The organism is Agrobacterium vitis (assembly GCF_037039395.1).
GTDB lineage: Bacteria > Pseudomonadota > Alphaproteobacteria > Rhizobiales > Rhizobiaceae > Allorhizobium > Allorhizobium vitis_E.
In genome coordinates this window covers 1,459,537-1,485,712 of sequence record NZ_CP146242.1, presented here as the reverse complement: position 1 = coordinate 1,485,712, position 26,176 = coordinate 1,459,537, and the positions used below count along the sequence as shown (strand labels likewise).

Below are 26,176 nucleotides of genomic sequence, written 5' to 3'. Positions count from 1 at the left end.
TTTCCGGCTTGACCGAGATCGATCTCGGCGCTTATCGCGAAGCGCCGATGATCCATGCGACCGCCGCGGTCAAGGCCACCGCGGTCAATGGCCGCTCGCGAATCCAGCTGCGGATGGTGTCCGGATAGCCCGAGGACGTCTGAACGGAGCCGTTTTCGTCTGTACTGTTTCTGACGCGATGCGCTTCGGCTGGATCGGTTCGGCCAGACGAGATCGCCGTGAAGGTCTGGGAAACCGGATCGGATGCAGGGAAGGTATCTTCAAGGGCTTTGTCGAGATCGCCCTTGCCCTCTTGCTCGCGTTGTTTTGCCTGTTCGATTTCCAGCGCTTGGACTGCTGGGGACTTAGAACCTTCGGCCATTTGCGCTGCTCCCTTTGCTGGCGCAGATCAACTTCCGGAAAGCTCCGAAGTTCCAGCGGGTTGACTGTTTCGCGAGATGGGTGACTTTTAGTCGTCGAATTCGTTGCGGGTGACACTTGCCAATTCGTGCAGCCCTTCAGCGCGAGCGGGCTCTTTCTCGGCGGCAAGGATCACCGCATAGAACGCTCCGCGAGAAATCTCTTTTTTCGTTGCGTCGGGATGCTTTTTCCGGACAGCCTCGACCAGTTGCTTCGGCCGCATGCCGGGGCCGGCGAGACTGGAAATGGTCCGGGCGATCTCTTCAATGTCCGATTCCGAAGTGCGGGTCATTCGGTCCAACCTGTTCGGAAACTCGCTATTGCATCCGTATGACACGCTTGTGTCATACGCGCTTCCACCGAGGATCGGTCTTGGTGCGGGATTCAACTTCATGCGGTGTTATCCGGCTGGCCTGCCGCGCGGGCTTTGCGAGGCATTGCAGCAGTTGATTCCCTCATCGAATCGCCCATGATGGAGGGTGATTGGCGGGCGCCCTTATACGTCCGCACGGAGGTCGAAATGGAGCCCGCGGCTGTTTCCAGCCGGGGGTACGGGCTCCAAAAGGGTTATGCTGCGGAGAGGATTATCGCGCCAGGAATCAGAAGTTGAATGTCCAATGCGTCACACGACTTTACTCGGCCGAAAGGTGTCGGTTCGTTCGCCGCGTCGGTTGGAGCCTCGTGATTGCGTTTTCCGACCTGAATTCGGAAACTTCCGCCTAAATCTCAGCAGCCTGACAGCCAAATCTTCGGACATGAAAAATATACCGAAGAACGCCTTGCGGCCATCGTCGAATCCTCGTTCGGCGCGTCATCAGAAAGGACCTCCCATGACCCAATAATTTTCCCCGTTCCGGTCCTAGTTTCAGAAAGTTAAGGAACCGCATAAATCTGACAATTGTCAAAGAAGTGTCGGTTGCCAGTGCGAAACTGGCCGACCGTGAACCCCTGAGTCTGTTGGAAAACCTTAGTTAAGTTTTTTCTGATACTGTGTGGCCATGACGATTAGCCCGTTCCCGCTTCCAGCGAATGAAGACGCCCGGATTTCGGCGCTGGCGGATTTCCATTTGATGGACACGCCGCCGGAGGAAGAATTCGATCGGCTGGCGGAGCTCGCGGCGCGGCTGTTCAAGGTCCCGACAGTACTGATCTCCTTGATCGGCAGCGACCGGCAATTCTTCAAGTCGCGGATCGGTTTCGACCCCTGTGAGACCAGCCGGGAGATTTCCTTCTGCGCCCATGCGATCATGCAGGACGACATCCTGCTTATTCCGGACGCATTGAAGGATAAGCGGTTTGCCAAAAACCCGTTGGTGCTTGGCACGCCCTTCATCCGTTTTTATGCCGGCAAGCCACTGGCCACGCCGACGGGGGAAAAGATCGGCACGGTCTGCCTGATCGACTCGCAACCGCACCAGACGTTCTCTGCCGAGGATCGAAAGAACCTGTCCGACATTGCCGCGTTGGTGATGGATCGAATGGAGATGCGGCGGCTTGAGATTGCGCGGGACGTCAGCCAGACCCGCTTCGAGAACATCGCCTCGACCTCGCCTGACGCGATCATCTGCTACAACGACCGAGAGGAGATCACCTTCTGGAACCGGGCCGCGGAAAAGCTTTTCGGCTACTCCGCGCAAGAGGCGGCGAACCGCAATGTCCAGATCATCGTGCCTGTCAGCCTGCAGCCCATTTATCAAAGCGAGCTGCAACGGTTGCGCAACGGTGAGCACCTCGCGTTAGAGGACGGGGTGATCGAACTGTCGGGTCTGCGCAAGGATGGCAGCGAGTTTCCGTCCGAGCTGTCGCTGTCGACCTGGCGGGAGGGCAACACCAACAGCGTCGGCATCATTGTCCGGGACATTACCGAGCGAAAGCAAAACGAGGAACGGCTGTTCCGGCTGGCCTGCCTCGATCCGCTCACCGATCTGCCCAACCGCGCAGCATGGCGCGACCGCCTGAGAAAGACACTGGCCGCTGGCACACCAGCATCGCTGCTGCTGCTCGATCTCGACCGCTTCAAGGAGGTCAACGACACGCTCGGTCACAATGCGGGCGATGCCGTCCTGCGTGAGGCTGGCGCGCGGCTCAAAGCCGGGTGTCCAGATGCGATCATGGTGGCTCGGCTTGGCGGCGATGAGTTCGTCGCTCTGCTGCCCGGCAATCACCCGCAGACGGCGAGGGACACGGCTGACCGGCTGATAGAGGCAATCGGCGCGCCGTACGAGTTTGCCGGTCAGAGGATCGAGATCGGCGTCAGCGTCGGTATCGCCCTTACCCCGGATCACAGCCAGCGGGATGACGAACTGCTTGGGTCTGCAGATCTTGCGCTCTACAAGGCAAAGGCCGCGGGCAGGGGACGATCGGAGATGTTCGAGCCAGCGTTCCGGCAAGTGGCCATCGCCCGTCGGGCATTCGAGCTGGAACTGCGCCAGGCCTTCGAACACGGTGAGTTCGAGCTATATTACCAGCCGCAGCTTCACACTGAGACTGGCGCGATCAGTGGCGCCGAGGCGCTGATCCGCTGGAACCACCCGACACGCGGGCTTCTGAGCCCCGTCTCGTTCATCGACGTGCTTAGCCAGAAGGCGTCGGCGCCCGAGATTGGCGAATGGATCCTGCGAACGGCTTGCGTGCAGGCGGCAGGCTGGCAGCGGTCAATCCCGAACTTCCGCATTGGCGTCAACCTGTTTGAGGCGCAGTTTAGAACCGGCCAGCTAGCAGGCTCAGGGAGGCAAACCCTGTGCCGAAGTCATCGAATGCAATTCCAACGCCGAGCGCGCGAAGATGCCCGAGCGGCTGCATGATCCGCTGCTCGTTCTGGAGGATAATGTTCTCGGTGATTTCAAGTTCGAGAGCGCTCGCTGGAAGGCCGAACTCAGACAGCATCGCCTCAATCATTTGCGCGAAATCGCGCGTACGAAACTGAGCAGCGAACAGGTTCACTCCGATGCGGAAGTTTGCAAGGCCAGCGGCACGCCATTCGGCAGCCTGCCTGCAGGCTGTGCGCAAAATCCATTCGCCAATAGGGACCGCGAGGAGGCCCGTCTCTAGCACGGGCAAAAAGGCCGCCGGGGATACAACACCGAGGTCTGGATGGTTCCAGCGGATGAGAGCTTCGGCACCCGAAAGGCTGCCATCTATAAGATTAACCTGTGGCTGATAGTAGAGCTCGAACTCCTGGCGTTCCCATGCCTGGCGTATCGAGGAACTGATTGCGCCCTTCTTCGAGGCGGTTTGCCGAAGTTCGGGGGTAAACACCCTGACAAGGTGCCTTCCGTCGGCTTTTGCCTGGTAAAGCGCCAAATCGGCGTTGCCCAGCAATTCCTCCGCTTGGAAGCGATCGCCTCCTGCCGTCACGGCAATGCCGATGCTCGCACCAATGTGAATCGGCCGGTCCTCGAACTCAATCGGCTCTTCAATCAAGGCGATCAGCGATAGACTGAGGTCAGTTGCTTCCAACGGGTCCGCGGTTCCAGTCAGGAACACGACGAACTCGTCGCCGCCCAAACGCGCGACTATCTGATCGTCTGGAACGAGACGCCGGAGCCGTTCGGCGACGACCTGTAGCACGAAGTCACCAGCCAAATGTCCAAGCGTATCATTAACGTCCTTAAACCCATCGAGATCGATCAGCACCACGGTCGCCCCAGATCCGCCATTGCATACCTGCTGCATTTGGCGATGAAGGTTTGGACGATTGGCAAGGCCGGTCAGATGATCGAATTCGGCTGCCTGTTTGAGCTGCTTTTCCGCTTCGGCTCGTTGAGTGATGTCGCGGATAATCGCGCCGAAGTATCTTTCACCGGTTTCGGTCCACTGCGACAAGGACAGTTCGATTGGAAATTCGCAACCGTCCCGCCGGCATGCGGTGAGTTTGAGCGACGTTCCGATGATACGTGTCGAACCACCCGCGGCAACGCGTGCAAGGCCCGAACCATGGCGCGCGCGCATGGTCTCTGGCACGATGATATCAAGAGATTTTCCAATTGCCTCGTCGGCCGTGTAGCCGAACATGGCCTCGGCGGCGCTGTTCCATGAGGTAATCTGATTGCTTGCGTTTGCGCACACTATTCCGTCTGGCGATGTCGAAGCGATGTTACGAAATCGGCTTCGACTTTCCCGATCGGAGAGCTCGAGACGCCGCAGCTCGATCCGCTCCAATACCATTGCCGCCAGATCCTGAAGGACAAGCCGGTCACGAGCGGAAAAGTCATGCCTCGGTTTCGTGTCGATCAGACAGAGGCTCCCAAGCCCGTGCCCGGACGGGGTTATCAAAGGTGCTCCAGCGTAAAAACGGATGTTAGGATGACCGGTGACGAGCGCATTCGCTCTAAACCGCGGATCATCATGGGCATCAGGCACAACGAACACCTCTGTTCCCATGATGGCGAAGGTACAAAACGATACGTCACGGCCGGTCTCACAGGCGTCCAAGCCGACCCTGGCTTTGAAGAACTGCCGGTCTCGATGCACAAGCGAAATAAGCACGATAGGGACGTCGAAAATTCTCGACGTCATCTGCACGATGTGATCGAATTCGCGCTCCGGCGGGGTGTCGATTAGCGCATAACTTTCGAGCAGCTGTATACGTTCAATATCATTGCTCGGTATCGTATAGCCCATATTACGCCCCTGTCCCTTGATCCCACCACAGGTAGCATAAAAATGTTAAATACGCGCGCCCGGGACCTCTACAATTGTCTGGATGGCAATAGAAATGGGCCTAAAAACTAGAAGTCAGCATGGTTTTCTGAGGGTAAGCTGCTACGAGTTGAGTTTTTTCTGACCTGAGTGCTTACCGTCGCTGGTGATGCTCTGCCTGGCTTGGATCCAGGGGCGAGTCTACGAAGCGTTGAGCTCCTTCTCTGGCCAGGAGGTGTTGGTGGCTTGGTAGCCGTTGTAGTCGACAGTGGCAGCGAGCGCACACTCGCCGCCACCGTTATGACCGTTGGGTGTAGTATGTGGATTGACGCCACCGCCCACTGTCGATCTCCGCCATTCCTCCGCCATTTATATCGTTGCAACAAATCCTGCGTACATCTACGCCGCTTGCTTAACCGCTGCACTCTGTCTTTTGGACGCTCTCGGCCGAACGGTCTTGATCGGAATCATCTGAGCAATCTCATCGCCAAACGCTCGGGCGTTTTCCTGGGCCTTATCGAGATTGCTGACACGCATTGGATCCATACTGTATAGCGTGCCGCCCGAGATAAACATGTCCCGGTAGGCGGCGCGCTCATTCAAGGCAGTATCGAGGATCGCCACGTGCTGCTCTGCCAGCAGATCTTTCACAGCGGTGAGCGACCTGGTGGTGATAATCGAATTGATTCTGGTGAGGACAACCGCGTGAGGAATACGGATGCCGCACTTTCTGTCGAGCTCTTTCAAGATATCGAGGACTTGAGCTCCACCGACCGCATCCATGGCGCTGCCTTGTACTGGTACGAGTACCTGATCCGAAAGACCGAGCGCTTTCGCGAGCAGCGGGGTAAGCCCTCCCGGCAGGTCGATGATGATGTAGGTCTGTTTGCTGTTCAGGCCCTTGACCTGACCTTCAATCGTATCGGCGTCGACATTCTCTATCACGTCAAAGCCGGACGACCTTCCAGCCAGACGATGCCAGCGGCTGATCCATTGCTGTGGATCTGCATCGAGCATGGTGACGCGGTAGCCGCGGCGTAAAAGTTCGCCGGCCAAGATCAGCGCCACGGTCGTTTTGCCGGCGCCACCTTTCGTATTTGCAAACGTAATGACGGGCATTGCTCACTCCAGGCTCGTTGGTGAATGGCCAGTAGACACGGTGCGTGTCAATATGATGAGATTCTAATGTGAAAGTGGAAGCTTGCGTCACGCTGGATTGACAGCAAATCTGTCGTTCTCTACCTCGCCCGGCATGACGGACATGCTGCAGCGTTTTATCGGCCGATCGATCACCACCGAGACCCGCTTTCCACTGGTTATGCCCAAGACGCAGTCCGATCCGAACCCGCTGGAAAGCGCGCTTCTCACCTAGTCGTCAACGCGAGGGAAGCAATGGCGGTTTCGTCATAATCTCCGCGCAGTCGTGCCAGATCACCAAGGGCGCCGTTCCGGGTATGAGTGCGGTCGCTATGCTTCCGTTCAGTACCATGGCGAGGGTTGGATCCCCAGACTATCGCCCCAGCATCCGCAACCAGGCAGCATAAAGTCCTGGGCTCAATGACAATGCTTTGTTCTGATGAACGCCGTGCTGAGCTGGAGGATCTCGATGCTCCGGTGTCGAGGACGCTTGTTGGCAAGCTGGAACAAAGCTCCCCAGCACGTGTTGACGGCTATCGGCAACCGCTGACTACGCCTGATGGAGAGAGAGATGACTAATGATTTTGGAAGAAGCGGGGGCGGGACGCCTCCGTTCGGGCTGCAGCCCACGTCGCCCTCATCGCAGAGCCCTGAAACCTCATCGACGCAGTTCGAGGATCTGAAAGCCAAAGTCGGGGAAGATGTCACGTCTGTTCGCGATGCTGTCAAGGAAAGCGGGGAGGCGGCAGTTGAAAAGGTCAAGGACGTTGTGGGCGACCAGAAGACTTTTGCCGCTCACCAGGTCGGCGGTATCGCTACTGCCCTCGAGAAGGTTGGTGCCGAGCTGGAGGGATCTGATCAGCAGCATGTCGGCCGATATGCCAAACAGATCGGCAGCAGCGTCCAGAACTTTGCAAAGGAAATCGAAGGCAAAGATCTCGGTGAGATCGCCAGCATGGCGGAGGAGTTCGGTCGTAAACAGCCGCTCGCGTTCCTCGGCGTTGCCGCGCTTGCCGGCCTTGCAGCCAGCCGTTTCCTGACTGCGTCATCGGCACGCACCACTAATTCGACAAAAACGAGTTCGACAGACCGACCAGGTCCGTCCCAGTCAACCGCGTCGCTGCGCACGGGAGGTGTTGATAATGGCTAAGTCTCCAGATAACGCACCCTTGTCAGAACTTGTGTCCGGGCTCGTATCCGATGTGACTGGCTTGTTGCGTAAGGAAATCGACCTCGCGAAGACCGAGGTGTCAGAAAAGGCGTCGAAAGCCCTTGTCGGTGTCGAAGCATTGCTTGTCGGCCTGGTCTTTGCGATCGGCGCGATCGGCGTCCTTCTGAGTGCGTTGGTCAGTGGCCTGGCGGCGCTGTTTATCAAATGGGGAATGATGGAGGCCAGCGCTAGCTCTCTCGCGGCGGTGATCGTTGGCGTGATCATAGCAGCGATTGCTTGGGCGATGATGTCCAAGGGTCTGAGCGCACTGCGTGCAGGTAACTTGAAACTTGACCGGACGACGACGTCGCTTCGTCGTGACGTTGACGCCGTTAAGGAGAAGCTCTGATGGAAAACTCGACAGAAAGAACCTCCGCTGATATCCAGCGCGAAATAGATGCTGATCGCGAGCGTATCGGTAGTCGTATCGATGCGATCCAGGAGCGGATGTCTCCGGGGCAACTGATCGATGAGGTCCTTGCCTACGCCAAGGGAAGCGGTGGCGGCGAGTATGTCAGCAATCTAGGTCAGGCAGTAAAAACCAACCCCATTCCCGTCGCTCTTATGGGTGTTGGTCTTGCTTGGTTAATGGCGAAGCAGGGAACACCGGCTGAGCCGGCCCCCGCAACCGCCACCTACGCCCGCGACTACCCGCTTTATCCCGTCGACGGCCCTGTGCGCCGCCTCGGTCCACCCGAAACCGTGGGCGGATCTCGCTACAGCCACTTTAGTGACAACTCCGGTAAGCGTCTGAAGGCGCTGACTGACGAGACGGGCAACCGTGCCGGCCATTTTATCGATGAAGCGGGGAAGACCTATCGTGGGTTTGCCGACGCGAGCGGCAAGCAGATCGAGCACATTGCCGATGAGACCGGCGCGGCGCTAGATAAAGCTTCAGGATGGGCATCGGACACGTGGTCCCAGATCAAGGAAACTGCAACGAGCGTTTCGAATAAGGTTTCCGACACAGCCGCATCCCTGTCCCGCAGCTCGTCGTCTGCGGGCAGCTCGGCCCAGGAACAGGTTGGCAGGCTGAATGACGCCATCTTGAAGCAGTTTCGCGACCAACCGCTCGTCGGCGGTGCCCTTGCATTTGCGGTGGGTGCGGCGATTGGCACTGCTTTGCCTCATACCGAACAGGAAGACGCTCTCCTGGGTGAGGCTGCCGACGCCACCAAGGAAGCAGTGTCGGCCCAAGCCTCTGCGCTGGCCGACCAGGGCAAGGAGATAGCCTCCGATGCCTATGACAAAGCAGTCGCGGTCGCTTCCGATATTCACGATGCCGCAAAGGACCGTGTCGTCGAAGAGGCGGACAAGTTTAGAACCTGAGGTACTGACCGCGTTCACACACCATTGGTTGTCGCCCCTCACGCGGGGCGACAATCATACAATTTCGAAACCTCACCGTGGCCCCGTCAGGACACCTTCCCAAAAGTCACAAGCATGGCGATCGCGAAAGTCCACGAGGATTTCGTCTCCTCGTGGCAGGAATTGAAGAATACTCGAGGCTGCCGTTGTCGTGACCGGCCATTGCCGTAGAGGTGGACCGCCGTGCGCAAAACGTCCCCAAGCATCCATAATCCGTTCAGACAACAGCCTCTGAGTCTCCGTAAAACGCCTCGGGCTCGCCAGCGCCCACGGGGTGCCGAATACATAGGCGAGTTCCGAGGCGTGGTAGGCGCCCATGGAATGACCTATCAAGAGGCGCGGGAGCCTGAAGGGCGGGGCGGGATCGGCAAACTCGTAGCCATAGACCGGCCCGTGTAAAGCCCACGCTTGCCTCAGATCCTCGCTTGGGCAGGCGAAGCGGCTATCCGTCATCACTGCGGCGTAGGCAAGACCGGGCGATCCATAAGCGGCGACAGGATATTGGGCCATCACGCGCGCCGCGCTTCTTCCGAATTCTCGCTGCAGACGCCCTCGATACCCATCTTCGCTTCTGACCAAAACTGAAAACAGGCGTCCCTCATTGAGATTGGAACCGATGATGGCGGGGACGGCATGGAAACGCCCCGTGCGGAAGGCGTCACTTGGGCTGAGAGGAATAACGACGTCCCCCCAGACTGGCCCCCAACTCGTAGGTCCTGCTATTCCGCGCCGTGTCGCAGGGGCACGCGCGATATGAGAGGTCGGTAAGCGTCTGAGGCAACCGGGTACATCGGCCACGTTCTCACATTCCAGGCTGCTGGAGAACGCGATACCCCCTTGCTCGGCCTCGCCGGCGGAGACCAAAGATTGCGTGTCGGTGCAGGACCCACTTTGCAATATCACGCGATGAAACAGACCCTTCGCTGTTGGTGACACCGCCTGGTAACAGGCACTCCAGGCGCCGGCGGATTCTCCAAACAGTGTCACTTTTCGGGGATTGCCGCCGAACGCCTCAACGTTCCGTTGGACCCAGCGCAACGCCGCCTGTTGATCCAACAGGCCGAAATTACCTGACCCACCTCTAACGCTCTCGCGCCGCAATGCCGGATGAGCGAGAAATCCAAAAGCGCCCAGGCGATAATTGACGGTGACTACGAGGACCTCTTGTGTCCGGGCAAGCCTGCTTGGATCGTAGTTGTCACCGGAGCCGAGAATAAAGGCTCCTCCCGGCAGAAAAACCATAACCGGCAAAGGAGAGGCTGGCCGTGTCTTTGTAGCGGGAGGACCGTAAACGTTAAGGTACAGGCAGTCTTCACCGCCAATCACCAGGCCACCACCGCCGCCGCTGGCGACGTTCAGTCCAATCGACTGCGTGCACGGGGAACCGGTGTGGGTCGCATCGCGCAACGCTGTCCAGGACGTCATAGGCTGTGGGGAACGCCAGCGCAGAGGCCCGACCGGCGGCTTGGCGTAGGGAATTCCAAGAAATGCCCGTCCTTCAGGAGAATACGCTCCGGCCAATAGTCCTTCAGTGGTGCGAACAATTTCCCGGGCACTGTCCGTTGCCTTCACAATGGCCGGTACACGGCCCGGATAAACAGCACAGGCTGTTAGTCCCAATAGGGAGACGATCAATGGCCCCAACGTTAGAATAAGCACTGCGATGATCTTTTGGCGCATCGGATTTCTATAACGAAGCTCCGGCTTCTTTGCAGCGTCTTCACGATCGCAATGCGCCGATGTTCGCCGGGCCTCGGGAAAGGGTCTGTACATGACCTCAGGCGGATCTGGGATACACGCCGGTAAAATAACTTTCCAATTGCATGCGGGCGATTGATTTAAACTCCGCAATGATCTTTTCGCGTTCCGCACTTGTGACCATGAATGACAGCCCTATTGTTGATGCGGCGGTATGGCAGAAAATAAAGACGGTGTCTGAGAAATTCTGCCACCGGTCTTTGCTCACAAGATGCTTCGTCCTGTCGCACAGGAAATTTGCCTGAGCGCGAGCAGCGGCAATATCCCGGGCAGCCAATGCCTTTTCGGCGTGGACGGCATTCAACAGGTCGAGACTGTGCGGGTTGTCCATTATGTATCGGCGGTAAAGATCAAAGGTCCGCCCGAACAGCGCCAGAGCTTTTGTTGGAGTGGCGATGTCGGCAACGTTGCCGCCGCATTCACCGATTAATTTTTCCACCTTACTCAGATAGGCGCTGTGGAGTGCGGCGATGATCGACGTTTTGTTGGGGAAGTATTGGTACACAGATGCGATCGGACCGCCGGATAGAGCCGCGATAGCCTTCATCGTTACCGCGTCCACCCCGTCACGCGCGATCAGTTCTAAAGCCACCGCGAGAATTCTTTCTACGCGCTCGCGACCGCGCTGTTGCTTTGGTCTGCGCCGGAATGAGCGCGTTGCTGGTCTGTTGGCGAAATCTGCCAAATTCTATATCCCTATGCTTTGATGTCTGGAAGTGTATCACATCTAGACATCAAAGCTGAGCATCGATCAACAAACGCGTGAACGGTTGCGAGCATACGACAGGGCTGACACCGGCTGCGGACAAATCCATAACCACGCGGTACAAACAGGTTTTCAGCAAGGCGATCTCTAATCATCTCAATCGGTTACGGTTCGTGACAAGCCGAGCGGAACACAAATCCTGCCTTTTGAATTGTGTTGGCATTGGTAATGCAAAGGAGAGACCAATGCGTAAGATTATCATCGCTTCTACGGCCATCCTCGCGAGTGTATTGGCAACCGCCGCTCACGCTCAAAACAGCACGGTGAACGGAGCCGCTGGCGGCGCGGTCACGGGCGCCATCGTCGGTGGTCCTGTCGGCGCGGCGGTGGGCGGCGTGGCAGGGGCAATCGTCGGAACGGCGATCGACCCACCGCCGCGTGAAGTCGTAACCTACGTCCAGGAACAGCCCGTTTCTGCTCCTGTCCGCGTTCAGCAGCAGGTGGTGGTCGGCAAACCGATCCCCGAAACGGTAGTGCTCACGCCCGTTCCTAGCAACGAACATTACGCCTACGCCGTCGTGAACGACCAGCGTGTGATCGTTGATCCTCGAACCCATACGGTCGTTCAGATCGTCGAGTGATCAGAATCAGCCAAGATAAAAATGGCCCGGTGCGAGAGCATCGGGCCTTACTATTGCAAGGCAACTGACCCTGGTCAGGTCGAATAATGCCTACTTGATTGCAATCCCTCTTTGAGCGAGCCCGGCTTTGAGCTTGTCGATCATGTCATAGCGCGTTTCGGTCCACTCACCAGTTGACGCCCAGTACTCGATCTTGAGAGTCGTTTTATCCGCCGTCAGGTCGTCAGAGACAACCCGTGGTGGCGGATCGGTTTTTACTCTCTGATCGGATGCCACGATCGCCAGGATTGTGTCTTTGACCAAGCTGACATCGGTATCGTTTCCAATAGCGATGGTGAGCTCCTGCCGACGCTCGGGTTCCCGGCTGTGGTTGATAATCGGGGTGTTCCAAAGCGTAGAATTTGGCGCCATCAGATAGAGTCCGTCGCCGTTTCTAAGCTCGGTAGCGAACAGACCGACATCAACGATCTTGCCCTTGACGCTCGACGTCTCGATATATTCGCCGACGCGGAACGGTCTGAGTACGAGCAACATGATGCCTGCGGCGATGTTTTGAAGCGTCCCCTGCAATGCCAAGCCAATAGCAAGGCCGGCGGCGCCAAGAGCGGCAACGATCGACGCCGTCTGGACGCCGAACTGCCCCAGCACCATGACAAAGACAAGGATCAAAAGCCCGTAATGTAAGACCTTTTCGAAAAAACGGGCAAGAGTTTCATCTATGCCGTGGATACGGGAAAGGCCGCTATATGCCCATCGGCTGACGAAGCCCGACAGTATCCATCCGCCGACCAATAGGACGATCGCGCCAGCCAGCGACAGTCCGTAATGAATAGCCATTGCACCGAGTTGAGCAAGAGCATTGGGGCTTGTCATGATTGCGTCTGTGGTCTGACTTTCCATATTTTCGCTAGTTCCTTTCAGGTTGCGCGAGCGGTAGCAAAAGGTGCGAAATGCCTGTGTTCGGTTATCGCCGCTCACGGTCGTTGATTATCATGCGAGAGTGGTCATCGGTGAAATGTGGAGCTGTCTCGATGCGGGGGCCGGATCTGTTTTTGCCTGAGAGCGTTTGAATCAAAGTTTGGTCCTGGAGGAGACTTTGTGAGCGCTAAACGGATCGACAATTGCCACGGCGCCACCGCCCAGGCAAAAAATTGATACAAGGGAGAGGCAGGCTTCCAACTCGAAAGGCTTCGAGCTGGCATCCAAGCCTCCCACCGTTGAAAAGATTGTTAGATCATAATTTCGCCGCCGGTGACGGGAATGACCGCCCCGGTCATATAGCTGCCCAGTTCGGAAGCGAGCAACACGAATGCACCGGCCAATTCAGCCGGCTGTCCGGCCCGCTTGAGCAGCGTCTGCTCGCCGAACTTCGCCGCTTTTTCCGGCGGCATCGTGGACGGAATAAGAGGGGTCCAAATCGGGCCGGGCGCTACTGCGTTCACCCGGATTCCTCGATCGGCCAGCATTTCTGCAAGGCCGGCCGTGAAGTTTGAGATGGCGCCCTTGGTCGATGCGTAAGCCAGGAGCTGTGGCGAGGGCTGCCTCGATTGAATCGAGGTGGTATTGATAATCGAACTTCCCGGTTTCATGTGCGGCGCGGCTGCCTTCGCAAAAAAGAACGGCGCGTAGATGTTAGTTCGGAAGGTTTCGTCCCACTCCTCCGCGGTGATGTCGGCGATATCGCCATACGTCCGTTGGAAGGCGGCATTATTGACGAGGATATCGATGGCGCCGAGCTCATTGACGGTCCGCTGCACCAGGGATTTGCAGTATTCCTCTGATTTGATGTCGCCGGGGGCGATAATTGCGGTTCTCCCCGCCTTTCTCACCCAATTGGCCGTGTCCTCCGCGTCTTCATTTTCCGACAGATAGGAGATCACGATATCGGCTCCTTCGCGGGCAAAAGCGATAGCAACGGCCTTGCCTATTCCAGAGTCGGCACCCGTGATCAGAGCTACTTTTCCTTCCAGCTTGCCATCACCCTTGTAGGAATGCTCACCGTGATCCGGGATAGGTTGCATCAAGGCCGTCTTGCCCGGCGGCGATTGATGCTGTTGAGGATGAGGAGGGGAGGGACGGCGCACTTCTGACATGATCAACTCCGGAAATGGTTACAAACGGGAAACAGTCGAGATTGCTGTGAGTTCCGCAGCTGTGAAGCCTGCCTCGCTAGATCCCTTAGAGGGCACAGGGCATTCTCGGACACAATCGATGGGAAGCCAGCAGTCGCATGCAGAAAAGGGTCGTGTTCGACAAAAACATCCGCAGGATCCGGGTCAACAATTGCCTCGAAGGCCTTCATGCAGTGGCGGGCGCGGAGACAATCCGCGCCCGCGTCGTATTTATACAATTGGCGGGGATGCCTTGCCGAGCTTCACCGACGGCTCCCGACCCCAGACGCGCAGTTTTCCAAGCTCGCCAACGAACGAAGCGAGACCTTCTTCGCCAGGGAGCATGATCACGCCCTCATCCAGTGCACCGGCAATGCCGGCCTTTTCCAGCAGCGGCAGTGCCGACTGGCCATAGCCGATGAACTTGCAGTGCTGAAAGGCGTCGGCGACGAAGTCGCGTGCCGCAGCCTCGTTGACGATGTCGTCGATTGCGGCCGTAGATGTCAGCACGGCAACCGCGTCGAAGAGCACGGATGGACCGCCATCAATCATGTGATGCGCTTCGATCAGCGTGCCGTCAGAAGCCGTTACGCCGCCGACCTTGGGCGCAATCAGTTCGAACGTCGCCTTCTCTTCGACGATGGCGTCGGCGAGCCCCTTCAGCAGCGCCACGTCTACGCCGTCGGTGATGAAGATCCCGAGCTTGCGGCCCTCGAAGCGTTTCGGGCCGCGCTCGACGATACTAAGCGCAGGCGATGGCTCCAGATCCTGACGCGTCGGCATCGCAGCGTCCGCCGGCTTCGGCATGGACTGGAAGCCCAGCTTCTGCGCCACGGTCGTTGCCAGCGTCTCGTCGATGTTCATCAGGTGGGAGACCATCCGCTCGCGGATGACCAGTGTCTCGACTTTACTCAGCTCGAACGTCAGGGCAGATGCGATGTGGCGCTGCTCGGCGCCTGTCTGGCTGATATAGAACTGCCGGGCCTGGCTGTAATGGTCGGCAAAGCTTTCCGGGCGAAGCCGTGCCTTGCTCCCTTGTTCCTCGGAGGCAAAGTGGCGGTAGCCCTGCATTGGCGACTCGCGTGGCCCCTCGTTGCGCGAGTTCGGCTGATAGTTGGTGCGACCGACGGGATTGCGCATCGCCATATGGCCATCCTGCTGGAAGTTGTGCATGGGACACTTCGGTGCATTGATCGGCAGATGCGTAAAGTTCGGGCCGCCCAAGCGCTTGAGCTGCGTATCGAGGTAAGAGAAATTGCGGCCCTGCAGAAGGGGATCGTTGGAAAAGTCGATGCCCGGCGGCACGTTCTGGGTCATGAACGCGACCTGCTCGGTCTCCGCGAAGAAATTGTCGGGCATGCGGTCCAGCACCAGCCGGCCGATTGGCTGGGGCGGCAATATTTCTTCGGGGATGATTTTGGTCGGATCCAGCACGTCGAAGTCGAAGCTATCGGCGAACTCCTGGTCGAACAGCTGGACCTGCAACTCCCACTCCGGAAAATTGCCCGACTGGATCGCCTGCCAGAGATCGCGGCGATGGAAATCCGGATCGGCGCCGTTGATCTTCACCGCCTCGTTCCAGGCGACCGACTGCAGGCCCAGCTTGGGCTTCCAGTGAAATTTGACAAAGGTAGACTCGTCCTTGGCGTTGACGAATCGGAACGTATGCACACCAAAGCCCTCCATGAAGCGGAAGGAGCGCGGGATGGTGCGGTCCGACATGATCCACATGATCATGTTCATGCTTTCCGGTGTCAGGCTGATAAAATCCCAGAAGTTATCATGGGCGGTCTGGGCCTGCGGAAACGCCCGGTCCGGTTCCTGCTTGGCAGCGTGGATCAGGTCGGGGAATTTGATGGCGTCCTGGATGAAGAAAACGGGAATGTTGTTGCCGACTAGATCCCAATTCCCCTCCTGCGTGTAAAGTTTGACGGCAAAGCCGCGAACGTCGCGCGCGAGGTCGGCGGAGCCCTTGTTGCCTGCGACCGTGGAGAAGCGGACGAAGGCTTCGGTGCGCTCGCCGGGACGCTGGAACAGGTCGGCCTTGGTATAGGCCGCAAGCGATTCATAGGTCTCGAAATAGCCGTGGGCGCCATAACCACGGGCATGGACGACGCGCTCGGGGATGCGCTCGTGATCGAAGTGAAAGATCTTCTCGCGGAAATGGAAGTCGTCGACGACGAGGGGACCGCGCGGGCCGACGCGCAGCGAATTCTGGTCGTCGGCAACCGGTCCGCCTTGGGCTGTCGTCAGGACGGGGGTATCCCCCTCGGCGATCTGATGCAGCTCGCCGCCAGCGCCGCGCTGAAGTTTCTGGTCGTGGATCGTCGCGATTGCCGCTTTCGGGGCGGCTGGTTTCGTTGTGGTTCTCTTGGCCATGGTACTCTCCGATCGAAATTGGGGGCTGCATAGGAGAAAAGATTTGCCGCATACAGAAAGGGCCGCCTTCAAGGCGGCCCGATCGGTGTCGGATAATTTTAGCTGGCTTTTTTCTTGGCGCCTTTGGGGTTCGCTGACGCTTCGCCGAGCGCCGTCAGCTTCTGGTCGGTGGCGATCTCTTCCTGGAGATTGGCATCCAGCAGCGGGATCGCGTCGGTAAGACCAAGCTGATTTGCCCAGGACTTCAGCGTGCCGTAGCGGGCGATCTCGTAATGTTCGACGGCCTGGGCCGAGGAAATGAGGCCAGCGTCGAGCGCCGAGGTGCCTTTGTATTCCTCCATGATCTCTTCGCCCTCGGCGATGATGCCCTGGATGGCTTCGCAAGTCTTGCCACGGGCAGGCTTGCCGAGGAGTTCAAACACCTGCTCGAGGCGTTCGATCTGGCCTTGCGTTTCGTCGCGATGCTGCAGGAAGCCGGCCTTGCCTTCTTCGGACTGGGCGGCACGCGCCATCTTGGGCAAAGCCTTCAGGATCTGCTTTTCGGCAAAATAGATGTCTTTCAGAGTGTCGAGGAAGAGGTCGTTGAGGGTTTTTTCCGTAGCCATGGTGAGATCCGATCACAGTTTCGAGAGTGGGAGCCACAATAACACTCGAAGTTGATCGAAGTTCCGCGACAGCCGGGGCCAAGAGGAACAACCTCTTGCACACGGCAGCACGTTTTGGCGCGTCTGAGCCGGGGGAAGCTTCTTGCCCTGAGTGGAAATAAGTTTTCTTGTCGGGACTGATGCCGGCCTGCAAAACCCTTTTACTATTGATGGCGGCTATCTCCGAAGCTTCTTGATCAAGATAAATCCGGACAGGCAGAAACAGATCGAGTTGGTCAGGATGATCGGCCACTCGTGCTTGAGTATGCCGAAGGCAGACCAAAGCGCGAAGCCAACGACCGTGAGCGTGTACATGCGGGCTGAGATCGCCGCGGTATCGCCAGTCTTCAAAACCTTCCAGACCTGCGGGACGAAGCTCGTAACCGAGCAGGCGGAGGCCAAATAGCCAACGATCAATGTGGTGTCCACTGTGTCTCCCATTTACCCAGTGCGGGCAACAAGCCATAGCGTGTTCGCTTAAGTGCGGGAACCGGTATGCAATGGCTCATGCGTTTCTGCCTTGTAGCCGATCGATCGGTATAGCGCGCACGACGATCTCATCCTGAGCCAGCATGCCCTCAAGCTTTTTTCGATACTCCGCCCACCAGTCACGCTCGAGTTCTTCTGCCATCACCTCGACAATGACGATACGGTCGCGCTCGACAGAGCCACCGTCTTCCCACAATCCCTCGGCAGGAGCGTTCGCGTGGAGCGTTACGCCGCCAAATCGGGTCGTGAGTTCCGATCTGATCTGCCCAAGTCCGTGGTCACTCAAGGCCTGCGTAACAGGAATCAAAATTTCTATTAGAAATGCCATACGGCGGTTTCCCCGTTCGTGCCCAGCTTAACGACCATTGCGGAGGTCAGTTCCGCGGAACTAGAGGGAGTACTGGGTGTTTCTCAAGCATTCTTTCTTGAACCCGCGTGCTCGGGTTAACACGCGCTTAAAGGACCCGTTGATGGAGTTTCATTCCCCCTACAGCCATGGATTCGTTCGTTGTGCCGCCTGCACGCCGGAATGCGAAGTCGCCGATCCGGAATTCAATGCCAATGAAATTCTTGATCTCGCGCGCAAAGGCCACGATCAGAAGGTCGCGATGATGGTCTTCCCGGAGCTTTGCATCTCGGGCTACGCTATCGACGACCTGCTCGGTCAGGATGCTCTCCTTGACGCAGTCGATGCCGCACTTGCGACCATCGTTGCTGCAAGTGAAGGCCTCAACCCTGTTTTGCTTGTTGGGGCTCCGCTGCGGCATGAAGGTCGACTTTACAATTGCGCCGTGGTGATCCGTGGCGGTGAAATCCTTGGTGTCGTTCCCAAAACCCATTTGCCGAACTATCGCGAATTCTACGAGAAGCGATGGTTTGCTTCGGGAAGGAACGTCCGGGACGCGGAGATGATGTTGGCCGGAAGGATTGTGCCGTTCGGGACTGATCTGCAGTTCGCCGCGCGGGACATTCCTGACTTCGTCTTCCACGTAGAGATCTGCGAGGATCTCTGGGCGCCGGCGGCTCCGAGCGATTTTGGCGCTCTGTCAGGCGCGCTCATCCTCGCTAATTTGTCGGCCAGTAATATCACTGTCGGCAAGTCGGACGTACGCAAGCTGCTGTGCTCGGCACAATCGGCGCGGACATGGTCGGCATACCTCTATTCGGCCGCCGGCCCTGGCGAGTCGACCACCGATCTGGCCTGGGACGGGCAGGCTTGCATCTACGAACTCGGCGATCTGCTTGCCGAAACCGCGCGATTCCCCACGGGTGCCCAGATGTGTATCGCCGACATCGACCTGGAACGCCTTCGGCTGGAGCGGATGCGGACCGGCACATTCAACGATGCAGCGACACTCAATCTGACGGGGAAATCCTTTCGACGGATCGAGTTTGACTTCGAAGTACCAGCAGGACAGATCGAGCTCGCCCGTCCGGTTGCCCGCTACCCCTTCGTCCCGGCTGACCAGAGTAGGCTCGACCGGGATTGCTACGAGACTTTCAATATCCAGGTTCAGGGCCTGATGAAGCGGATGATGACGACAGGCATCAACCGCCTATGCATCGGGGTTTCTGGCGGGCTGGACTCAACCCACGCCCTTTTGGTGGCAGCGCGTGCCTTCGATCAGTTAGGCTGGCCGCGTGCTGATATCCTGGGCTTCACGATGCCGGGCTTTGCTACCGGTGACGCCACCAAGTCCAACGCCTGGTCGCTGATGCGCAGTTTGGGCATCACCGCCGAAGAAATCGACATCCGGCCGCTCGCCACACAGCTGTTGAGCGATCTCAAGCATCCTTACTCCAGTGGAGAACCGGTCTATGATGTCACCTTCGAGAATGTCCAGGCCGGGCTTCGAACCGACTTCCTGTTTCGGGCCGCGAATCAGCGTGGGGCACTGGTTTTAGGAACCGGAGATCTTTCGGAGATCGGCCTCGGCTGGTCGACATACGGCGTCGGCGATCAAATGAGCCACTACAACGTCAACGCCTCGGTCTCGAAGACGCTGATCCAGCATCTTATCCGCTGGGTGATCAAATCTGAGATTTTTGACCCTGAAACCGGCGTGACGCTCAGCAGAATTCTCGACACCGTCATCTCGCCAGAACTCGTTCCCGCGGACGATCAGGGGCAGATCCAGAGCACTGAGGATAAGATCGGTCCATACGACCTACACGACTTCTTCCTCTATTACATCACCCGTTTCGGACTGAAACCGTCGAAGGTTGCCTATCTCGCCCATGCCGCTTGGCGTTCTCGCGGATCCGGGCCGTGGCCGGCTCATTTTCCAGAAGCCAAAAAGCGCGAGTTCGACCTGCCGACCATCAAACACTGGTTGGAAACTTTCCTGTTTCGTTTTTTCACGATCAGCCAGTTCAAGCGCTCCGCTTCTCCGAACGGGCCGAAAGTCACGTCCGGGGGCTCGCTCTCTCCACGCGGCGACTGGCGGGCACCATCGGATGGGAATGCGCGAGTGTGGCTTAAGGAGCTGAAAGAAAAGGTCCCCGATTGACCGACACGGAACTTCCCAACCTGGTTGAGGTTCGTTGGCATCGGCGGGAGGAAAGTAATGAAAGAGATCGGCAACTGGCGGCATATATGCGTTGATGCCCAAAGAATGTTTGCAGAAGACACACCGTGGTATGTTCCGTGGATGGTGCGTGTTCTCCCGCAACTTCTCGACGTTTCGGAACGCCACGCTGAAAGAACAGTTTTTACGCGCTTCATTCCGCCAAAATGCCCAGAAGACGCTTCCGGCAGTTGGAGGGACTACTATCACAAATGGTGGATGATGACGGGCGAGCATCTGCCTCGGGAGCTGCTCGAACTTTCTCCTCCGCTTCAGAAGCTCGTGCCGCCCGCTGGTATCTTCGACAAAATGACATATTCGCCCTGGGTTGATGGCAGACTGTTTTCGCACCTACGGCAGAAAGGCGTTGACACTGTCGTAGTTACCGGTGGCGAGACCGATGTGTGTGTTCTGGCAACGGTACTCGGCGCTATCGATCTCGGTTTACAGGTGATCGTACTGAGCGACGCCGTCTGTAGCGGCGCGGACGAGACTCATGATGCCGCCGTCGACGTGCTTGGAGATCGCTTCTCGGCGCAGCTTAAATTGCTAAAGACTGAGGAGTTTCTCGCGACAGCGAGATAGGGTCGAATTTTTCAAAGAGGTGATGCCTATCACCGACCGATCGGCTTGCATCCTCGATGCACCAGCCGAATGACCAGGCGTCAGCCTTCTGTAACCACTCGTCTTTCTCTACAGCTTCTTGTGCACGGGAGACGTAAGGCAGGACAGGATTGGCATCAATCTTTAGCCCGAGCACCCGAGCATTCATGCCACGCTGTTGCCAATCAAGCGAGATTTGTGTGTCGAGATACATTCTGATCCTCATGATCGTCGAGCGCGAGGCTCCGTACCGCCTACTTCGAATCGAAGCCGACAAAATGTATACTGGCTAGCGCTGGCTCAGCAAGAGATGCAAATCCTGAGAACGTTCGCCAATCGGCGTCACCCGACACGAAGATCTTCTCCGATCAGACACGTCTCATACAGCGACAAACAGAGGAACAAACGCGACTTCAGGCAGTTATTTGGCACGATCTGCGACCGTAGTTGGAATGAGAAGAAGAAGCATGGCGCCGATAACGGTCCTGATTGTGGAAGACGAGCCCATAATCCGAATGACGGTCGCGGACGATCTGGCCGATGCCGGATTTAACGTCTGCGAGGCAGCCAATGCCAGTGACGCATTGGTGGTCCTGAGCGCGTGCGCCGATATTCGTGTGATCTTCACCGACATCGATATGCCGGGCGAGTTGAATGGCATCGAATTTGCTCATGTGGTGCGAGATCGCTGGCCGCCGATCGAAATCATCATCACCTCCGGACATAAGCGGGTCGGACCTGCGCAGATGCCCGCACGAAGTTGCTTTTTTCCGAAGCCCTATACTCATACTGATATAGTTTCTGCCATCAAACGAATGCTCGGGTAGGCTGTCAGTATATTTTGACGCCCGAATTTTCACGATGGAGGTTTTTGAAGCTACCGCAGATCTATCGTGCTGTGCAGAGCCAACCCGCCCCTCTGTTGAGCACGTTCCCATGAGTGATACCGAAGACAACAACCTTTCTCCAGAAGGTATAGCTAGTCTACCCCATCTTGCCGCAGCCTTGGATGACCACCGGTTTCGACAATTTCTCGATCATGTGCCATTTGCTGTCGCTGTATCCGAACTTGGAGAAAGCGAGGCGCTGATCTACGTCAATCTGGAGTTTGAGCGACTTACGTCTGTGAGTGCGAACCAGGTCCAGGGAAAACCCTGGTCGAAGGTAGACCTGAATGCCGGCGCGGTCGCAGGCGAGGCATCGCTGACATCTGCGGTGACGTCCGGAGAAGAGTATATTGGGGCATTCTTTCTCGCCAATGAACCGGTCGAAAGCCTGACGATCGACGTATGGTCGAACACAATCGTCGACGACGACGGTGCTCCGCTTTTCCGCCTGGTTGCCTTCGCCGCTCGCAATCAGGCACAGTCCGATCAAAGTGTCAGCGAGATGCTGGCGGAAAAAGACGTCCTTTTGCGCGAGCTGCAGCACCGTGTCAAAAATAATCTCCAGATGATCACTGCACTGATCAGGATGGAGGCGCGCAACGTCCAGCACAGCGAAGCAAGTGAGCGCTTTGCGCAGCTTGCAGGGCGGATCGAGGCGCTCGCCCTGCTTTATCGCTCGCTGTCGGACGAGGAAAAAGGCGGGACGATTGATCTTGGCTCCTACATCAGCCAGATCGCCGCCTCGGTGATGACCGCGCACGCCGTCGAAGAGATCAGACTGGACATGAAGGTCGATACTTGGCCCGTGTCGGTCAATGTCGCGATGCCTGCGGGCCTCGTCGTCAACGAGGTTTTGACCAACGCGCTGAAGCACGCATTCATCGACCGAGACGGCGGAGAAATTACCCTACGCTGCGTCGTTGATGACACCGGCTGCCGTATCACCGTTGCCGATAACGGCGCGGGCCTCCCTCAGGATGCCACATGGCCGAAGCGCGGGAAATTGAGTGCGATGATCGTTCAGTCTTTGAAACAGAACGCCCGGGCCGATATCGAAGTCAACTCGTCGCCGCAGGCCGGCATGAGTGTCACGCTTGTTTTCTCGAAAGCGGCGGCCGCACAGTGATACCGAGAGATGGTGGACGGCCACCTGCTGATTGAGATCTTGATCGGCTGCCGTGAGCGCTCCTGATGAGAGCTATTGTCATGTACGTTTTTGCGAATGTCTGATATAGCGCGGCTTTTATCATTGCGCGAAATCAACATGCCGAAACTGAATGCTCAAGCTCCTTCTAACGGACGACGCGGGGACCTGGCCCGCTCGATTGACACGATCGACTGGAGTTTCACGGGGTTAGGGCCGCGCGCGGCGTGGCCGACGGTGCTTGAGCAGGCGCTGGGCCTGATCCTCAGTGCGGGCGTTCCGATGGCAATCCTCTGGGGCGAGGACGGCTTGGTTCTCCACAACGATGCCTACGCCGATTTCGTCGGACAAGGGCATTCCGCGTTTCTCGGCCGGCCGATTTCAGAAGCTTGGCCAGAACTGGCGGCGCTCAACACCAGGGTCGTCAAGGTCGTCTTGGGTGGACGAACCCTCTCGTTTCGCGACCGTCATGCCGTCATTGAACGGGGCGCAGGTCCAGAGGATGTCTGGCTCAATCTCGACTTCAGCCCGATCCTGGGTGCGAACGGGATACCGGCCGGCGTTCTGGTGATTTTGAAAGACACGACGAAAAGGGTTCGTGTCGAGCAGAGGTTGGAGATTGCCCAACAGGCCGGCGGTGTCGGCACATTCGAGTGGTTTCCGGAAACCGGCGAACTCCATGTCTCACAGGAATACCGCAAGGTCTGGGGTCTAGACCCCAAAATTCGCGTCACCGACGATCTTCTCATCAGCCTGCTTCACCCGGCTGACCGCGCGGCTTCCGGCCCCGAACGACTGGGGCAAAGCAACCCGCTCGATTATGCCGAGTACCGCCGTATCGATCCGAAGACGGGGGACACCAGTTGGATCGCGCGGCGAGGCCAGGTCATATCCAGCGAACGTAGCGGCCGGAGACGCTTCGTCGGGATCGCTTTCGACATCACCGACCGCAAGCAGGCGGAAGTCACGCTGCAGAAGAGCGAAGAGCGCTGGCGCGGGCTGTTTGAGCAGATGCATGAGGGCTTCTTCACCGCTGAGGTGGTGCGAGACGCCGAAGGCAAGGTCATCGACTTTGTTTTTATCGATATCAACCCGGCATTCGAGCGACAGACGGGGCTGATTGCCGCCCAGACGATCGGGCAGCCGGTCCGGGAAGCGATACCAGGCGTCCAGGACGAATTGATCGCCACGTATGGAGAAATCGTCGATACCGGACAGGCCAGACAGTTCGAGGTCTATATCCCGGCGCTTGGAAACCGCTGGTATGAGGCGCATGCCCGTAAGGTAGGGCCTGAACGCTTCGCGGTGCTCTTTCTCGACATCACCATCCGTAAAGCTGCTGAGAAACGTGTTCTGGAGAGCGAAGAACGGTTCAGGACGCTTTCGCAATCGATGCCGAACCACGTCTGGACGGCACGCTCCGATGGATCACTCGACTGGTTCAATGATCAGGTGTTTGCCTATAGTGGCATGAGCCCGGATCAACTGGCTGGCAATGGTTGGGCCGCGATGGTGCATCCCGATGATATCGATGTCGTCGCGCAGGAATGGACAGAAGCGCGGGCCGCCGCCAGGCAATATCAGGTGGAGTTTCGTCTGCGCCGCCATGATGGCGCCTATCGATGGCACATTGCGCGCGCCGTCCCGATCAAGGCCGACAGCGGCGGTGTCGCTCACTGGATCGGCACCAATACCGATATTCATGACCAGAAGGAAGCAGAAGCAGCTCTCGAAAACAGCGCCGCGCAGCTTGAGGCCCGCGTCGAGGAGCGAACAGCACAGCTGCTCGAAATGCAGAACGCCCTGCAGCAATCCCAGAAGATGGAGACGATCGGCAAGCTGACCGGTGGCGTCGCTCACGACTTCAACAATCTCTTACAAGTAATTTCCGGTAATCTCAATTTATTGGCCAAGGATGTGGTCGGAAATGAGCGCGCCGAACGGCGTGTCAGTAACGCTCTTGCCGGTGTGACCAGGGGAGGCAAGTTGGCGAGCCAGCTTCTGGCATTCGGGCGGCGACAGCCTCTCGCGCCGAAGGTCGTTCATCTCGGCAGGTTGCTGGCGAATATGGAGGATCTCTTGCGTCGCTCTATCGGCGAAGCGATCGAGATCGAGACGATCGTCTCAGGCGGCCTGTGGAACACGTCGATTGATCCGACGCAGATGGAGAACGCTGTTCTCAACTTGGCCATCAATGCTCGCGACGCGATGGATGGTGCTGGCAAACTGACGATCGAAGCGGGTAACGCCTTTTTGGACGACGCCTATGCGGCGCGCCATGCGGAGGTCGAGCCTGGCCAATACGTCATGCTGGCGGTCACCGATACCGGTGCCGGAATGACGCCCGACGTCATAGAGCAGGTCTTCGAGCCTTTCTTTTCCACCAAGGCCGAAGGGAAGGGCACCGGACTTGGACTTTCGATGGTCTATGGCTTCGTCAAGCAGTCGAACGGGCATGTGAAGATCTATAGCGAGCCGGGCCACGGGACGACCGTAAAGCTCTACCTTCCGAAGACGGCGGCCGCCGAAGACGTGGAAATCAGGCAAGACGTCGGTCCTTCGCTCGGCGGGTCGGAAACCATTCTGGTCGTCGAGGACGATGACAACGTCCGCGACACCGTCATCGAGCTGCTATCGGATCTCGGATACAGCATTCTGAAAGCATCGGATCCTCAAAGTGCGATTTCCGTGATTGAAAGCGGCGTTCCTATTGATCTGTTGTTCACCGATGTCGTCATGCCCGGCGCACTCAAAAGCCCGGAACTGGCACGCAAAGCCAAAGAGCGGCTACCAAACCTGTCAGTCCTCTTCACTTCAGGCTACACGGAAAATTCGATCGTCCATCATGGGCGGCTCGATGCAGGCGTGGAACTAATTTCCAAGCCGTACACCCGCGACGCTCTGGCGAGGAAGATCCGTCAGGTTCTGCCGGCCCGACAACCTCAGGCAGCAGCGATTACGGCAGAGCCTGAGATTCCGGTGTCACCGGAAGCCCAAGGGCGTCGGTTCAAGGTCCTGGTCGTCGAGGACGACGTGCTGATCCGGATGGACATCTGCGACATGATCGCGGACGACGGCCATCAGGTGGCAGAAGCGGGTAGTGGCGAACAGGCGATTGAGATGTTACAGGAAGGCCACTTCGACTTCCTCGTTACAGACTTGGGGCTGCCGGGCATGAGTGGAGAGACGCTGGTCGTCAAGGCGAGAGAGATGCATTCGCGCCTTGGGATTATTATAGCCAGTGGTCGGCATGAACTTCCCGAAGGATTGCCAGCGGGGGTAACCTTGGTGTCAAAGCCATTTTCCAGCGAAGACCTTCGCGCCGCATTTAAACCGGCGGCGGATTGAGCATCGCTGCTTACCGCGCTTTCCATCCAGTTTCCGCATGCCAGCAAAAATCCCATCTCTGACGTCCTTCGGTCCCAAATGACGATCCAGTCATTTTGCCAGAGGTTGTCGCGGCGTTCGAAACGCAGCGGCGCAATGTCGCGC

The 26,176-nt window shown here is 57.8% G+C and carries 23 protein-coding genes; 10 read left to right on the top strand and 13 right to left on the bottom strand.

The features are described from left to right. Positions 1 to 31: 31 nt before the first annotated feature. Positions 32 to 361 carry a hypothetical protein gene (locus tag V6582_RS09615; protein WP_156631094.1) on the bottom strand — a complete coding sequence of 110 codons (330 nt, stop codon included), beginning with the start codon at positions 359 to 361 and terminating at the stop codon, positions 32 to 34. A gap of 87 nt (positions 362 to 448) precedes the next feature. Beyond that, positions 449 to 691: a hypothetical protein gene (locus tag V6582_RS09610; protein WP_156631093.1), complete on the bottom strand. Its 243-nt coding sequence runs from the start codon at positions 689 to 691 to the stop codon at positions 449 to 451. A gap of 706 nt (positions 692 to 1,397) precedes the next feature. On the opposite strand from V6582_RS09610, the gene V6582_RS09605 reads away from it, so the two are divergent. After that, entirely contained in the window at positions 1,398 to 3,203 is a 1,806-nt protein-coding gene (locus V6582_RS09605) for a putative bifunctional diguanylate cyclase/phosphodiesterase (protein WP_349508951.1), read from the top strand. On the opposite strand, the gene V6582_RS09600 is transcribed toward V6582_RS09605, so the two are convergent. Together V6582_RS09600 and V6582_RS09595 are read right to left on the bottom strand one after the other, a co-directional pair. Further along, on the bottom strand, positions 3,100 to 5,022 hold the full coding sequence (locus V6582_RS09600; protein WP_197434332.1) for a putative bifunctional diguanylate cyclase/phosphodiesterase: 1,923 nt from the start codon (positions 5,020 to 5,022) through the stop codon (positions 3,100 to 3,102). The two genes, V6582_RS09605 and V6582_RS09600, sit on opposite strands and share 104 nt — an antisense overlap. A 417-nt stretch (positions 5,023 to 5,439) precedes the next feature. Continuing rightward, positions 5,440 to 6,159 (bottom strand): AAA family ATPase, encoded by a 720-nt coding sequence (locus V6582_RS09595; protein WP_156631091.1) that lies wholly within the window; start codon positions 6,157 to 6,159, stop codon positions 5,440 to 5,442. Positions 6,160 to 6,748: 589 nt separating this feature from the next. Between V6582_RS09595 and V6582_RS09590 the strand changes: the two genes are divergently transcribed. From V6582_RS09590 to V6582_RS09580, 3 genes are read left to right on the top strand one after another with little or no spacing between them, the layout of a single operon-like run. Next, complete coding sequence (locus V6582_RS09590) at positions 6,749 to 7,327, top strand: nutrient deprivation-induced protein (protein WP_234889609.1); 579 nt, start codon at positions 6,749 to 6,751, stop codon at positions 7,325 to 7,327. After that, positions 7,320 to 7,736: a phage holin family protein gene (locus V6582_RS09585; RefSeq protein ID WP_156631089.1), complete on the top strand. Its 417-nt coding sequence runs from the start codon at positions 7,320 to 7,322 to the stop codon at positions 7,734 to 7,736. The genes V6582_RS09590 and V6582_RS09585 overlap by 8 nt, the downstream gene beginning before the upstream one ends. Next, on the top strand, positions 7,736 to 8,716 hold the full coding sequence (locus tag V6582_RS09580; RefSeq protein WP_156631087.1) for a DUF3618 domain-containing protein: 981 nt from the start codon (positions 7,736 to 7,738) through the stop codon (positions 8,714 to 8,716). The genes V6582_RS09585 and V6582_RS09580 overlap by 1 nt, the downstream gene beginning before the upstream one ends. A gap of 72 nt (positions 8,717 to 8,788) precedes the next feature. Here V6582_RS09580 and V6582_RS09575 read toward each other — a convergent pair whose 3' ends face one another. Beyond that, positions 8,789 to 10,435 carry a carboxylesterase/lipase family protein gene (locus V6582_RS09575; RefSeq protein ID WP_156631086.1) on the bottom strand — a complete coding sequence of 549 codons (1,647 nt, stop codon included), beginning with the start codon at positions 10,433 to 10,435 and terminating at the stop codon, positions 8,789 to 8,791. 97 nt (positions 10,436 to 10,532) lie between these two features. After that, positions 10,533 to 11,198: a TetR family transcriptional regulator gene (locus V6582_RS09570; protein WP_156631085.1), complete on the bottom strand. Its 666-nt coding sequence runs from the start codon at positions 11,196 to 11,198 to the stop codon at positions 10,533 to 10,535. A gap of 266 nt (positions 11,199 to 11,464) precedes the next feature. Between V6582_RS09570 and V6582_RS09565 the strand changes: the two genes are divergently transcribed. After that, on the top strand, positions 11,465 to 11,860 hold the full coding sequence (locus tag V6582_RS09565; protein WP_156631083.1) for a DUF1236 domain-containing protein: 396 nt from the start codon (positions 11,465 to 11,467) through the stop codon (positions 11,858 to 11,860). A gap of 90 nt (positions 11,861 to 11,950) precedes the next feature. On the opposite strand, the gene V6582_RS09560 is transcribed toward V6582_RS09565, so the two are convergent. The 6 genes from V6582_RS09560 to V6582_RS09535 form a co-directional block, all read right to left on the bottom strand. Continuing rightward, positions 11,951 to 12,760: a mechanosensitive ion channel family protein gene (locus tag V6582_RS09560; RefSeq protein ID WP_156631264.1), complete on the bottom strand. Its 810-nt coding sequence runs from the start codon at positions 12,758 to 12,760 to the stop codon at positions 11,951 to 11,953. A 329-nt stretch (positions 12,761 to 13,089) separates the two neighbouring features. After that, positions 13,090 to 13,953: an SDR family oxidoreductase gene (locus tag V6582_RS09555; RefSeq protein WP_197434331.1), complete on the bottom strand. Its 864-nt coding sequence runs from the start codon at positions 13,951 to 13,953 to the stop codon at positions 13,090 to 13,092. 249 nt (positions 13,954 to 14,202) lie between these two features. Then, entirely contained in the window at positions 14,203 to 16,350 is a 2,148-nt protein-coding gene (gene catE, locus V6582_RS09550) for a catalase C (RefSeq protein WP_156631082.1), read from the bottom strand. 98 nt (positions 16,351 to 16,448) lie between these two features. Further along, positions 16,449 to 16,955, bottom strand: a complete 507-nt coding sequence (locus tag V6582_RS09545; RefSeq protein WP_070163880.1) for a ferritin-like domain-containing protein — start codon at positions 16,953 to 16,955, stop codon at positions 16,449 to 16,451. Positions 16,956 to 17,171: 216 nt separating this feature from the next. Further along, positions 17,172 to 17,423 (bottom strand): SemiSWEET family sugar transporter, encoded by a 252-nt coding sequence (locus V6582_RS09540; RefSeq protein WP_337739191.1) that lies wholly within the window; start codon positions 17,421 to 17,423, stop codon positions 17,172 to 17,174. A gap of 76 nt (positions 17,424 to 17,499) precedes the next feature. Beyond that, positions 17,500 to 17,811 carry a hypothetical protein gene (locus V6582_RS09535; RefSeq protein WP_156631078.1) on the bottom strand — a complete coding sequence of 104 codons (312 nt, stop codon included), beginning with the start codon at positions 17,809 to 17,811 and terminating at the stop codon, positions 17,500 to 17,502. A 142-nt stretch (positions 17,812 to 17,953) separates the two neighbouring features. On the opposite strand from V6582_RS09535, the gene V6582_RS09530 reads away from it, so the two are divergent. Together V6582_RS09530 and V6582_RS09525 are read left to right on the top strand one after the other, a co-directional pair. Beyond that, on the top strand, positions 17,954 to 19,993 hold the full coding sequence (locus V6582_RS09530) for an NAD(+) synthase (protein ID WP_156631076.1): 2,040 nt from the start codon (positions 17,954 to 17,956) through the stop codon (positions 19,991 to 19,993). Between the two features lie 57 nt (positions 19,994 to 20,050). Continuing rightward, complete coding sequence (locus V6582_RS09525) at positions 20,051 to 20,635, top strand: cysteine hydrolase family protein (protein ID WP_156631075.1); 585 nt, start codon at positions 20,051 to 20,053, stop codon at positions 20,633 to 20,635. Here the strand turns inward: V6582_RS09525 and V6582_RS09520 are convergent. Next, on the bottom strand, positions 20,592 to 20,867 hold the full coding sequence (locus V6582_RS09520) for a CrpP-related protein (protein ID WP_156631074.1): 276 nt from the start codon (positions 20,865 to 20,867) through the stop codon (positions 20,592 to 20,594). The two genes, V6582_RS09525 and V6582_RS09520, sit on opposite strands and share 44 nt — an antisense overlap. Positions 20,868 to 21,120: 253 nt before the next feature. On the opposite strand from V6582_RS09520, the gene V6582_RS09515 reads away from it, so the two are divergent. The 3 genes from V6582_RS09515 to V6582_RS09505 all read left to right on the top strand — a co-directional run bounded on the left by V6582_RS09515 (position 21,121) and on the right by V6582_RS09505 (position 26,032). Continuing rightward, positions 21,121 to 21,480: a response regulator gene (locus V6582_RS09515; protein WP_234889608.1), complete on the top strand. Its 360-nt coding sequence runs from the start codon at positions 21,121 to 21,123 to the stop codon at positions 21,478 to 21,480. A 109-nt stretch (positions 21,481 to 21,589) separates the two neighbouring features. Beyond that, complete coding sequence (locus V6582_RS09510) at positions 21,590 to 22,666, top strand: sensor histidine kinase (protein WP_156631072.1); 1,077 nt, start codon at positions 21,590 to 21,592, stop codon at positions 22,664 to 22,666. Between the two features lie 138 nt (positions 22,667 to 22,804). After that, positions 22,805 to 26,032 (top strand): hybrid sensor histidine kinase/response regulator, encoded by a 3,228-nt coding sequence (locus V6582_RS09505; RefSeq protein WP_156631071.1) that lies wholly within the window; start codon positions 22,805 to 22,807, stop codon positions 26,030 to 26,032. Positions 26,033 to 26,176 lie beyond the last annotated feature (144 nt).